The following is an 11402-nucleotide window of genomic DNA, read 5'->3' on the forward strand; positions in this document are numbered from 1 at the left end:
GTGACTCGCTAATCACGAATAGAGAGTTTATCTCCCATGACTTCCAGATTAAAGGTAATGCGCGTCAGGGTTTTCACGGTTGTTGTCAATTGTGGTCAAATTGTTTGAGCCTTTGTTACTTTTTGTGATCAATTAAAGCAAGCAAACAGCTTAAATTGTCTCATCAATTTTTTGATAATTGACCACTGTTACATTTGGTAAATCGAGGAGTTGATCAAAATTTATCCACATAACCCACCTCCTATTCTGTATTGATATTATAACATCCTCACACAGAACCTAGAAGAGCCGCCTCATCTTCTGACCATTAATAATTGATCGGTAAATACCTTGTATAAGAAGAGTCTAGGCGAAAAAAAGCCAAAAAGTAGCGGAATGTATAGCGCGCCACTACATCTCAGAAAAAACCTCTTACAATAGAGACAAAAGTGATCGGAGATCAATGGGGGTGAACGTCATGTTAGTGATTTTAACCGACGAACACATTCTCGATACGGGTTCTGTGTGTCAGGGCTGTCTTTTAGCCAACCAGCAGGGGCAACCCCGGTGGCGAGAGGGTAAACTAGGCTGTGGTCACTCCTTGGGCAAAGGGGGCAGCCAACAGCCCAATCTCTACGAGTGTCAGATGGGCTTTACAATTGCTAATATTGAAGGCTAATCAGACCTTTTAAATGATTAACTTAGAGTTGAATTAGGGGGGTTTTCTTGGGACTCGGAGGAGAGAATCAAGGCTATTGCTCATCCCCAATTCAGCTTAGATACAATGACAATAATGGCTAAGGGTTTCGTAGCATTGATCGTAGGCTTTTTGGGCTTGGGTTAAAACATCGTCGGAAATTTCTATATCTAATTTTCTGGCTTGTTTGATAATTTTACCCGCTTTGATATTCTCGGAAGAATCTCCTATACCACGGCTGCCAGTAGTGTTTAAAACTCGATATTCTTCAGAAAATCCCGTTTTAGTATCGAGATGACTCTGTAAACTATTAAACACCAATTGACTTTGGTTTAATACTTGATCGTGGGTGATAAATAAACTCTTTTCTTTGCTGTTAATTAATCGAGCATAACTTTCTAAGGTGGCTAAACGACCAGTATAATAACCCAGGGCTTGCTGCTCATTGTGATGGGGTTTAATATCTAGAATACTAGCTAAAGTGCGCTTCGGTTCTCGTAGTAAAAATATGGTCTTAACCGCATCAGATTGCAAAAAACTATGATATAAAAACTTCTCATCGTGAAGAACTTTATCTAAAATATATTTATGATTCATGTTTAAATCTTTCAAACGCCAGTAGAGTTTAAACATTAAAGTTTTAAAATCCTGTTCACTCTCATAAACCAGATGAGTTTCGCCAAAACCGATAATTTCAGGATTAGAATTGAGGATATGGGTCAATAAAGACGAACCCGATCGCATATGGCTAAGAATAAATAAAACCTGATAGGGTTGGGGACGAAAGAGAATTTTATAGGGGTCTTTGGGTATATCAATGCGTGCCTGAAAATACTTATAAGTTAAACGATGGGTTAAACCCTGCCAAGATTGGGGCAAGCGATCGAGGGCTATAGTCATAGGTTAATCAGGAATTATGTCAACTTGTCGCTAAGATTCCCCTATAATGTATCCCATTTAAGACCCAAACAAAAGTGAGGTTTATACAAAATGGGATTACCAAGTTGTTAGCTCTGGTTTTTTACAGTGCGAACCGATGTCTGGTTTATGATCAACACTATTCCCCATCTAGTCAAAATGAGTCAGTTTCCCTTCCAGGAAAAGGTACTCGCTATTGACACGGCCCCTTTAAGCGGGGAAAAGGTTAATCGCCCCGGACTGGGTACAATGGAGGAATTAAGAGCCTGTGCTGAAAAATTAGTTAGGGTTTGCTGAAAAAGTTTATTGGTGGGGTTAGGAGTCGGTCGTCGGTCTTCGGTCGGGGAAGTCAGAATAACAGTCAGAATAACAGAATGACCTCGCAGGTCTGGAAGCGGAACCCTTTGCCATCGCCTCCGGAAAGTGCAAGGGTTTTGAGTCCCTCGGATCGATTTCTCAACGTTTGTTTCTGGCACTTTTTGGGCGAAAAAAGTCCCAAAACCGTTTTCTAGCAAGGCTTCCAGTAATTTTCAGCAAGTCCCAACTAACAGAAACCCGAAATTAGAGTTTTTATTAGAAAAAAAGTTAGCGATCAGTTGTCAAGCAAGGGTTTCAGAATCTGGATTCGGTCAGGGATTTCCGAAAGTTCCAGAAGAGCGATAATGACTCTACTAGCCTAAAGATAGCAAAAAACCCGGCGGGAAAATCTCCCCACCGGGTCAAAAAGGCAAAAGTAAAGAATTATTTCTGATCAGCCTTTTTGCTTGACTTATCACCCATTTTGTACTTACGCAAGAAGCGATCAACCCGGCCCTCCGTATCGATCATCTTCTGGGTTCCCGTATAAAAAGGATGATTACCCGACCAAACCTCCACATGAATTTCTGGTTTTGTCGAACCCACCGTCATCACCAGTTCACCATTACAGATCACCTTGGCTTCCGGATACCAAGTAGGATGAATTTTTTTCGGCATAATAAACCTCTCTATTAACCTAACGTTTCGAGTATTGAGGCGCTTTGCGCGCTTTGTGAAGACCGTATTTTTTCCGTTCCTTCGCCCGGGGATCCCGAGTCAGATAACCTTCACTCTTGAGGGGAGGACGATTTTCTGGTGCTAATTGACATAAAGCTCTAGCGACCCCCAATTTCACTGCGTCCGCTTGGCCAGTCAAACCACCGCCCTCGGCCTTAACGATGATATCATACTCGTTTTCCAGTCCCAAAGTCTCCAGAGGAGCCTTGATCGTCTGGATATAGGTGGGAATGCGGTTAAAATGGGTTTCTCCATCGCGACCGTTAACGGTAATTGCCCCCGTCCCCGGCACGAGACGCACGGAAGCGACCGCCGATTTGCGTCGTCCCGTTCCCCAATAAACTACCTTATTTTTACTGTCCGTGGCTTGCATTGACTTAATTTCCTCCTGCGGGAATCGTATTAATCGCTAAAACTTCCGGTTGTTGTGCCTGATGGGGATGTTCCGCACCGGCATAAACTTTCAGTTTCGTGAACAATTTCCGACCTAAGCTATTTTTCGGGAGCATTCCCTTAACAGCGTGTTCGATAATCCGTTCGGGAATGCGTTTTTGCAGTTTATCGAAGCTTTCTACCTTCATACCACCCGGTCTGCCGGAGTCGCGGCGATAAACTTTCTGTTGGCGTTTTTTGCCCGTTACCGTCACTTTTTCGGCGTTAATAACAATGACAAAATCCCCCGTATCCAGATGGGGGGTGAAGGTGGCTTTATTTTTGCCCCGTAGAATCATCGCGATTTCGGTGGCCAGACGACCTAGACGCTGATCGGCCGCATCGATGACGTACCATTTCTGCTCTAGAGTCTCTAAATTTGGTAGAGGTGTTTTGTTCATGGTCAGTTTGCCTTGGTTTACAAAAATAAACTTTGAATCTCTATGCTCGGAAATAATAAAGAGGCTGAGTCTCGAACCAGACGCTATCGGCAAAGGGAAAATCGGCGTAACCCACCCGCAGTAAACATAGTCCTTTAGCTGGTGCGGCGTATTTGACCAATTCTCGGCGCTGATTAACCCAGATGTCGGTAAAGTTTTCTAGCGATCGCTCACCAGTTCCCACCTCCACCAACATTCCCACCAATAGGCGCACCATCCCGTACAAAAAGCCATTGGCTTGGATTTCCATCTGTACAAATGGCCCTTGACGGTAGCATTCCACCCCTTGTACTTCTACCCAGGAATGGTCACGACTAGAGTTGGCACGGTGAAAGGCGGCCAGATGGTGCTTTCCCAATAGGGGCTGTAAGGCCCTGGCCATCAAATCGGCATCGAGGGGACGATGGTAGTAGTGCCAACTAAAGGGACTAACAAAGAGATTGGGGATGGGGTCGGTATAGAGGGTGTAACGATAACGTCGCCAGAGGGCCGAGAAACGGGCGTGCCAGCGATCGGGAACTTGGGCTGAAGCCCGAATGACGATATCGTCATCTAGCCGAGCATTGAGAACCTTGGCCCAATGGGAAGGTGGGATCGGACTCTGCTGCTGGAAATGGGCAACTTGGGCGGCGGCGTGAACACCGCTATCGGTCCGTCCGGCCCCGTGCAGAGTGACGGCATGACCGAGAATATCGGCCAGAGCCTTCTCGATTTCCTCCTGCACGCTCCTGTGATGGGGTTGCCGTTGCCAGCCGTGGAAATTAGTTCCCACATACTGGATAACTAGGGCGATCCGCGACTGGGGGCAAGCTGTCATCGTTACATCAGTTCGATAATCGCCATGGGGGCATTATCCCCGCGACGGCGCAGGGTACGCACGACCCTGGTATAACCGCCGTTACGACTGCCATAACGGGTCTGGGCTCCTTCAAAAAGGGCGTGAACCAGTTGTTTGTCGTAGATGTAGCCCATGGCTTGGCGACGGGCGCTCAGGGAACCGTCTTTAGCTAGGGTGATAATGTGGTCTACCTCTGCTCGCACCGCTTTCGCTTTCGCTAGAGTGGTGGTGATCTGACCATGGCGAATTAGCTGGGTGGCCAAGCTGCGCAGCAGTGCCTTTCTTTGGTCAGCCGGCAGACCCAATTGAGGCACTTTACACCGATGTCTCATGGTATTTTCCTGGAATTGGGTTTACTTGCTTTTTTCTTGGGGTAGGGTGATGCCTAACCGTTTTTGTAGGGCTTCAATGACTTCTTCAGCCGATTTCTGCCCAAAGTTTTTGATTTCTAAGAGATCTTCTTGGCTGTAATCGAGGAGGTCGGCTACGGTGTTGATCTGCGCTCGCTTCAGGCAATTGTAGGCGCGCACGGATAATTGTAGTTCCTCGATCGGAATTTGGTTTTCTTGGTTGATCTCTTGGTCGTCAAAGTTACCGGAGGATTCGAGGGCGTTGAGATCCTTGAGCGGGTTAAAGAGATTAACTAGCATATCGGCCGCTTGGGAAAGGGCTTCTTTGGGGTTAATGCTCCCGTTTGTCCAAATTTCTAAGAGCAGACGATCTCTAGCTTGACCGCTTTCGGAACGGATATCTTCGACGCTGTAGTTGACTTTGGTTACGGGCATAAATATAGAGTCGATTTGCAGAAAGTCGAGCGAAGTGGCTTCTTCTTTACTGCGATCAATTGCCCGGTAGCCTTTGCCTTTTTCCACGCGAAATTCCATCTCTAGCTTGGCCCCTTCGGCTAGGGTGGCGACGTACTGATTGCGATCAACTATCTCGATTTCTGAGGGTAAATCGAATTGTGCCGCCACTACTGTCGCCGGTCCAGTTGCCACTAAACGCCCGATCTGGGTTTGATTGGTGTAGCTTTTGAGGATGATTTCTTTCATGTTGAGCATGAGTTCCATCACGTCCTCGCGTACTCCCTCAACGGTGGCAAATTCGTGATTGACTCCCGCGATCCGCAGGGCCGTCACGGCCGCTCCTTCCAGATTGGAAATGAGAATCCGTCTCAGGGCATTACCTACGGTCGTACCCTGGCCTCTTTCCAGAGGGTCTAGTACGAATTTACTGTACTGACTCTGATTCTTGTAAGTTTTTGCTTCTACACACTCGATTTGAAATTGCGCCACCGATTGACCTCCCTTGTTCAGTTATCAGTTATCAGTTATCAGTTATCAGTTATCTTTGGCTTTCAGCGTTTAGCGTTCGGCGTTCAGCTTTTTGATCAGATGGTCTTTGACGACCGGATTCTGCTGCTGATGCGCTCAAAGCTAACGGCTGCTGGCCTCAAGATCCCTGTCACCTGAAAAAGCTGTTCACTGTTTACACTCTCCGGCGTTTGGGAGGACGACAACCATTGTGGGGGATGGGAGTCACGTCCCGGATCAGGGTGATTTCTAATCCTGCTCCTTGCAGGGCCCGGATTGCGGTTTCCCGTCCTGCCCCAGGGCCACTAACCATCACTTCTAATTGACGCATTCCCTGTTCGATCGCTCGGCGGGCAGCGTTATCGGCGGCGGTTTGGGCGGCGAAGGGGGTTCCTTTTTTGGCTCCTTTAAAACCACTCGATCCCGCCGATGCCCAAGAGATCACATCGCCTTTGGTATCGGCGATCGTGACAATGGTATTGTTGAAGGTCGATTGAATGTGAGCGACTCCGGTAGGAATATTTTTCTTCTGTTTTTTTGGTCCGGTTTTTTTGGTTGGTCGCGCCATAGTTTTTCTTGATTGGGGGATATCGCAATGAATAAAAAATTATTTCTTGGAGGGGGCTTTTTTCTTCCCTGCCACTGTCACCCGACGACCGCGACGGGTCCGCGCATTGGTTCGCGTCCGTTGCCCGCGCACGGGTAATCCTAGCCGATGCCGACGACCTCGATAGGTGCCGATATCGGCGAGGCGTTTGATGTTCATCGCCTCCCAGCGTCTCAAATCCCCCTCGATTTGATAATTTGTCTCGATATAAGTCCGTAGCGCCGCCACGTCTTCATCGCTGAGATCCTTGACCCGAGTGTCAGGGTTAACACCCGTCGCAGATAAGACTTCTTGGGAACGCGATAGACCCACTCCGTAGAGGTAGGTCAGGGCGATTTCCACACGCTTATCGCGAGGTAGGTCTACACCAGCTATCCTTGCCACGCTTTTTTTTTCTCCCTATGAACGATTTTTTTTCCGAAAACGACTACAATTAACGGTAACGATTCTCTGCCCCAAGACAGTGACTTTGGTGGTTTAACCTTGTCTCTGCTTGTGTTTGGGGTTAGAACAAATTACCATGACTCGACCGCGCCGACGGATGACGCGGCACTTTTCGCACATTTTTTTGACAGACGCTCTAACTTTCATGCCTAACTATTCTGGCAACACTGCAAGCTTATTATTATATCAGATTTCTTTTACTCGTGTCACCTATTTTTTTAAAATAAATTTGGCCGCTTATTAGACTTTTTGGCTTCTCTGCCCCCATTTGTCCCTATTTTTTTTGATTTTTCAGGCGATAGGTAATTCTTCCTTTGGTTAGGTCGTAGGGGGTGAGTTCCACTTTGACTCGATCGCCGGGGAGGATTTTGATATAATTACGGCGGATTTTGCCGGATATGTGAGCTAAGACGTTGAAACCGTTATCTAAATCCACCCTAAACATGGCGTTGGGCAAAGATTCGGTGACGGTTCCTTCCATTTCGATGAGATCTTGTTTAGACAAAGTTAATTCCTCAATTTCACTGGAGACAATTTATTTAATGATCGGCAGCAGCAACCGTGCTGTTAGCACAATTCCCCCAGTATAGCTTATCAGTGATCAGTGATCAGCGATCGGATGCGAGTTTTCAGTTCACAGCCAAAAGGAGCCCTTCTCTGGTACTCCCCACTCCCAGGCAGTATTAACGAGTCATATTTAGATAATCAACAGCTTAACCTTGCTGTCTTTTCACTGATGACTGATTACTGTTCACTGTTCCCTGAAAAGCTGGATTACTCGACGACAATTCGCCATTCATGTAGTTCATATTCCACACAACCATTCTCGATTAAAGGATCGCGAACTATAATTGCTTGGGCTTCCTCAAGAGAATCGGCCTTAAATAATAACATTCCGCCGCCCCTTTCTGCCCAATAACCGGTTTTTGCTTCTCGTCCTTGGCCAATCAAATCACGCACATAGTCCTTATGGGCGCTGACATAGCGATCAAAGGTAGTTTTATCAACAATGCCTTTTTCTATCTTGACAAACCAGGGCATAAATTCTCAGGAGGCTAGGACTGATTAACAATCATATAATTATACCGATTAATCTTGACCGTCGAGGGTGCAATGTAACAGAGCTATACAATTAGCTAGAGTTGTTGAAGACTGCTAGAATCGAGGTGACAGCTTCATTTCTGTAGCTTTGCTTGCTTCCATGAATCAACCCCAAGGATCTCTATTTTTTATCGCACTTTTGCCGCCGCCAGAAGTACAGGAAATTGCCACAAAAATCAAGGTAGAGTTTGCAGAAATTTACAATAGTCGCGCCGCCCTGAAATCGCCTCCCCACGTCACTCTCCAACCCCCTTTCCGGTGGAATTTAGAACAATTACCGGATTTAGAAAGATGTTTAGAGGAATTTGCTGGCTTGCACGCTCCTATTCCCCTAATTCTCCAGAATTTTGCCGCCTTTAAACCGCGAGTCATTTACATTAATGTCCAGAAAACCCCAGAATTATTAACCCTACAAAAACGGCTTTTACAGCAGCTAGAATCTTCCCTGAATATCATTGATAATGTCTCAAAAAGCCGAGCTTTTTCGCCCCATTTAACCGTTGGCTTCCGAGATTTAACTAAAGATAATTTCTGGAAAGCTTGGTCAAAATATGCTAATCAAGAGCTATTTTTTGAGGTGATGATCGATGAAATTACCCTCCTAATTCATAACGGCAAGCACTGGGAAATTTATCGGCAATTTTCTCTATAATCCGGACTCTTGCAGGTTTCTGCGGCTGCATCTGATTTTTGTAAATCTACTAAGTTGGGATTTTTAAGGGGAAACTCTCTACTAAAATCGGGCGTTACTTTCGATTTTTTTCCTCAATCCAAGCTTTTGGGGGGTAGAACCCCCCAAACCCCCCGTTGGGGGCGTGGCGCGGTCACTGAGCGTGTCGAAGTGCCGCCCCCAAGCCCCCCGCGCATTAGTTTTTCGGTGGGATGCTTACAGACGGCTGCTGATATATCTGTAATAATTTAAAAGTCACCGATAATTGCTGATTGTCGGTATTGCTGCAAGTGCGAGATGCACCCGATTTCTACAGAGGAAGGGGTTCTAGTGTTAAAATAGGAGAGAGCAGCTTTTAAAGCTTCATTTCTGGCTTTTTTACGATATTTTAACCTATAGAGCGATTTTATGGCGACTCCGCCGCCCTGAAACCTATGTTACTCAAAAATCCCCCGAAAATCTCCCCCAATCTGATCAAACAGCTAGAAACGATCCTCGGTAAAGATGGAGTCATCCGTCGTAAGGATGAATTATTAACCTATGAGTGCGATGGTATCACAGGATACAGACAAAGACCCGCTCTTGTGGTACTGCCTCGCAGCACAGCAGAAATTGCGGCGGTGGTGAAACTCTGTCACGATAACGAGATTGCCTGGGTAGCGAGGGGGGCAGGAACGGGCTTATCGGGGGGGGCGTTACCCTTAGAAGAGGGGATTCTCATCGTCACGGCGCGGATGAATCAGATTCTCAGGGTTGATTTAGATAATCAAAGGGTGGTGGTACAGCCCGGGGTGATTAATAATTGGGTGACGCAAGCGGTAAGCGGGGCGGGATTTTATTACGCACCGGATCCCTCTAGTCAAATTATCTGCTCGATCGGCGGTAATGTGGCGGAAAATTCTGGCGGGGTTCACTGTTTAAAATACGGCGTGACTACCAATCACGTTATGGGCTTAAAAATCGTCCTTCCCGACGGTTCAATTATCGATGTGGGGGGTGCGGTACCGGAACAACCGGGCTATGATTTAACTGGTTTATTTGTGGGTTCCGAGGGAACTTTAGGCATTGCCACGGAAATCACCTTAAGAATCCTGAAAACTCCGGAATCTATCTGTGTTTTACTGGCCGATTTTACCAGTATCGAGGCGGCGGGCCAAGGGGTGGCGGATATTATTAAATCGGGAATGATTCCTGCGGGGATGGAGATTATGGATAATCTCAGTATTAACGCCGTGGAAGATGTGGTGGCTACCGGCTGTTATCCCCGGGATGCCGAGTCAGTTTTATTAGTGGAATTGGATGGTTTAGGGGTAGAAGTCGCCAGTAATAAACATCGGGTTGCCGAGATTTGCCGTCAAAATGGGGCGAGAAATATCACCACAGCTAATGATGCCGAAACCCGCTTGAAACTCTGGAAGGGCAGAAAAGCGGCTTTTGCGGCGGCGGGGAAAATTAGCCCTAATTATTTTGTGCAAGATGGGGTGATTCCCCGCACTCAATTGGTCTATGTTCTTCAGGAAATTAAGGCTTTAAGTGAAAAATACGGTTATAAAATCGCCAATGTTTTTCACGCCGGGGATGGCAATTTACACCCGTTGATTCTCTACGATAACAAGGTAGAGGGGGCCTGGGAAGAAGTGGAGGAATTAGGGGGTGAAATTCTCAAACTTTGTGTGCGGGTTGGGGGCAGTTTATCGGGGGAACATGGTATCGGCATCGATAAAAATTGTTATATGCCCGCTATGTTCAACGAGATTGACTTAGAAACTATGGGCTATGTGCGGGATTGCTTTAATCCCAAAGGTTTAGCTAACCCGGGGAAATTATTCCCCACCCCGCGCAGCTGTGGGGAAGCCGCTAATGCCAAAATACAAGGGTTTGGGGGGGTGGATGTGTTTTAGGTTATCGGCAAGTATTGACTGATGACTGATTACAGTCCAGCTTGGGGTCCTAGGGGCAGATTGATATTAGAGGGGAAAACTGGGACTTGTCTTTCCAGAAAACGCTGAGTGACTAATTCTCGGAAAATCTCTAGATCTTTTTGCCATTGTCCCAGATATTGTTTGAGCAGATTTAATCGATCGCTGCCCTCGGCCAGATTATAGTTAAAGTTACCGGCAAATAATAGCGCCGCTAAGGTTTGGCCATCGGGTAATTGCAATTTTGCCTCGTTAATCGCCACGGATAGCTGAGAGGTTTCTAACTGATAAAGTAGATTTATGCCGGCTTGTAGAGGGGCTATACCGAAATTGAGCCAGGGACCGGGGGCCAGAAGAGTTTCGGTGATGTATTTTTTAGCGGCATCGGGGCTACTAGGGAGAGGAACAATACTTTTTGGGGCGATACCCAGGGCTTGATATTCGGCTAAAGGGAGTTTATCTAGATATAAACCGACAATTTCCGGCAGTTTTAGGTTCAGGCTATCGGGAGAGTTAATTATCTCCACAAAGGTAATTTTCCGGGGTTGGGCGACGATGCTGATACCATTTTGAAAATTAACTTGAGCGTAATTAGGATTAAGTACCGGCTGGCCATTTAATTCCCAGTCGGGGGGAACTATTCCCGAATATTTGAGGAAATCAACTGTTAGCATGGCGGGATTGAGGCTTTTGGCTGTAATTGCGATGGCAAGTTCTTGTATTTCCCGCAAACTAACCAGAGGTTGATTAGAGTTATTGTCAGTGGTGGCAGTCATCAATTTTCTCCTTGGATATTTAGGGTCTGCTGAAAAAGTTTTTCGGTGGGGGCAGGGTGTGGGGTGTGGGGTGTGGGGTGTGGGGTTTTACCGGTTTTGAGGTGGCCAATTACCTAATTTTTAGGGAAAAAGTCCCGGAATTTTCCCCCTGATCACTCCCATACCTGGTACTTTTTGATTGACAAAAAGTCTAAAAGTTTTACCCAACAAGGTTTTTAGATTTATTCAGCAAA

At 46.4% G+C, this 11402-nt stretch carries 17 protein-coding genes; 4 read left to right on the top strand and 13 right to left on the bottom strand.

Translation table 11 applies throughout. The annotated features are described in order from the left end of the window. The first annotated feature begins 457 nt into the window (after positions 1 to 457). A complete protein-coding gene (locus IM462_RS13495) occupies positions 458 to 658 on the top strand; it encodes a hypothetical protein (RefSeq protein WP_002735656.1) in 201 nt (66 codons plus the stop codon). A gap of 96 nt (positions 659 to 754) precedes the next feature. Here IM462_RS13495 and IM462_RS13500 read toward each other — a convergent pair whose 3' ends face one another. Continuing rightward, positions 755 to 1576, bottom strand: a complete 822-nt coding sequence (locus IM462_RS13500; protein ID WP_287703936.1) for a sulfotransferase family protein — start codon at positions 1574 to 1576, stop codon at positions 755 to 757. Between the two features lie 147 nt (positions 1577 to 1723). Between IM462_RS13500 and IM462_RS13505 the strand changes: the two genes are divergently transcribed. After that, positions 1724 to 1891 (top strand): hypothetical protein, encoded by a 168-nt coding sequence (locus tag IM462_RS13505; protein WP_016514325.1) that lies wholly within the window; start codon positions 1724 to 1726, stop codon positions 1889 to 1891. A 444-nt stretch (positions 1892 to 2335) separates the two neighbouring features. Here IM462_RS13505 and rpmE read toward each other — a convergent pair whose 3' ends face one another. From rpmE to IM462_RS13560, 11 genes are all read right to left on the bottom strand, one after another. Then, entirely contained in the window at positions 2336 to 2569 is a 234-nt protein-coding gene (rpmE, locus tag IM462_RS13510; RefSeq protein ID WP_002760058.1) for a 50S ribosomal protein L31, read from the bottom strand. A gap of 19 nt (positions 2570 to 2588) precedes the next feature. Continuing rightward, complete coding sequence (gene rpsI, locus IM462_RS13515) at positions 2589 to 3002, bottom strand: 30S ribosomal protein S9 (RefSeq protein ID WP_002737094.1); 414 nt, start codon at positions 3000 to 3002, stop codon at positions 2589 to 2591. A gap of 4 nt (positions 3003 to 3006) precedes the next feature. Next, positions 3007 to 3462 carry a 50S ribosomal protein L13 gene (rplM, locus tag IM462_RS13520; protein WP_002735375.1) on the bottom strand — a complete coding sequence of 152 codons (456 nt, stop codon included), beginning with the start codon at positions 3460 to 3462 and terminating at the stop codon, positions 3007 to 3009. A 40-nt stretch (positions 3463 to 3502) separates the two neighbouring features. Beyond that, positions 3503 to 4318, bottom strand: coding sequence for a tRNA pseudouridine(38-40) synthase TruA (gene truA / locus IM462_RS13525; RefSeq protein WP_002735236.1), 816 nt, complete (start codon positions 4316 to 4318; stop codon positions 3503 to 3505). Between the two features lie 2 nt (positions 4319 to 4320). Then, on the bottom strand, positions 4321 to 4671 hold the full coding sequence (rplQ, locus tag IM462_RS13530) for a 50S ribosomal protein L17 (protein ID WP_002736334.1): 351 nt from the start codon (positions 4669 to 4671) through the stop codon (positions 4321 to 4323). A 21-nt stretch (positions 4672 to 4692) separates the two neighbouring features. Then, entirely contained in the window at positions 4693 to 5634 is a 942-nt protein-coding gene (locus tag IM462_RS13535) for a DNA-directed RNA polymerase subunit alpha (protein WP_287703939.1), read from the bottom strand. 193 nt (positions 5635 to 5827) lie between these two features. Continuing rightward, positions 5828 to 6220: a 30S ribosomal protein S11 gene (gene rpsK / locus IM462_RS13540; protein WP_002735413.1), complete on the bottom strand. Its 393-nt coding sequence runs from the start codon at positions 6218 to 6220 to the stop codon at positions 5828 to 5830. Positions 6221 to 6259: 39 nt separating this feature from the next. Further along, on the bottom strand, positions 6260 to 6643 hold the full coding sequence (gene rpsM / locus IM462_RS13545; RefSeq protein WP_002735415.1) for a 30S ribosomal protein S13: 384 nt from the start codon (positions 6641 to 6643) through the stop codon (positions 6260 to 6262). Positions 6644 to 6736: 93 nt separating this feature from the next. After that, positions 6737 to 6850 carry a 50S ribosomal protein L36 gene (rpmJ, locus tag IM462_RS13550; protein WP_012593611.1) on the bottom strand — a complete coding sequence of 38 codons (114 nt, stop codon included), beginning with the start codon at positions 6848 to 6850 and terminating at the stop codon, positions 6737 to 6739. 127 nt (positions 6851 to 6977) lie between these two features. Continuing rightward, positions 6978 to 7208 (bottom strand): translation initiation factor IF-1, encoded by a 231-nt coding sequence (infA, locus tag IM462_RS13555; RefSeq protein ID WP_002737109.1) that lies wholly within the window; start codon positions 7206 to 7208, stop codon positions 6978 to 6980. Positions 7209 to 7477: 269 nt separating this feature from the next. Further along, the gene (locus IM462_RS13560; RefSeq protein ID WP_287703941.1) at positions 7478 to 7744 is read right to left on the bottom strand and encodes a YciI family protein; all 267 of its coding nucleotides are present in this window, start codon (positions 7742 to 7744) and stop codon (positions 7478 to 7480) included. A 160-nt stretch (positions 7745 to 7904) separates the two neighbouring features. Between IM462_RS13560 and IM462_RS13565 the strand changes: the two genes are divergently transcribed. Further along, entirely contained in the window at positions 7905 to 8456 is a 552-nt protein-coding gene (locus tag IM462_RS13565) for a 2'-5' RNA ligase family protein (protein ID WP_287703943.1), read from the top strand. 452 nt (positions 8457 to 8908) lie between these two features. Beyond that, positions 8909 to 10375: a glycolate oxidase subunit GlcD gene (glcD, locus tag IM462_RS13570; protein WP_287703945.1), complete on the top strand. Its 1467-nt coding sequence runs from the start codon at positions 8909 to 8911 to the stop codon at positions 10373 to 10375. Between the two features lie 29 nt (positions 10376 to 10404). Here the strand turns inward: glcD and IM462_RS13575 are convergent, their stop codons facing one another. After that, positions 10405 to 11169, bottom strand: coding sequence for a hypothetical protein (locus IM462_RS13575; protein WP_287703947.1), 765 nt, complete (start codon positions 11167 to 11169; stop codon positions 10405 to 10407). Between the last annotated feature and the right edge of the window lie 233 nt (positions 11170 to 11402).

Origin of the sequence: Microcystis sp. M144S2, assembly GCF_020246065.1 — a bacterium.
In the GTDB taxonomy this organism is placed as follows: Bacteria; Cyanobacteriota; Cyanobacteriia; order Cyanobacteriales; family Microcystaceae; genus Microcystis; species Microcystis ichthyoblabe_A.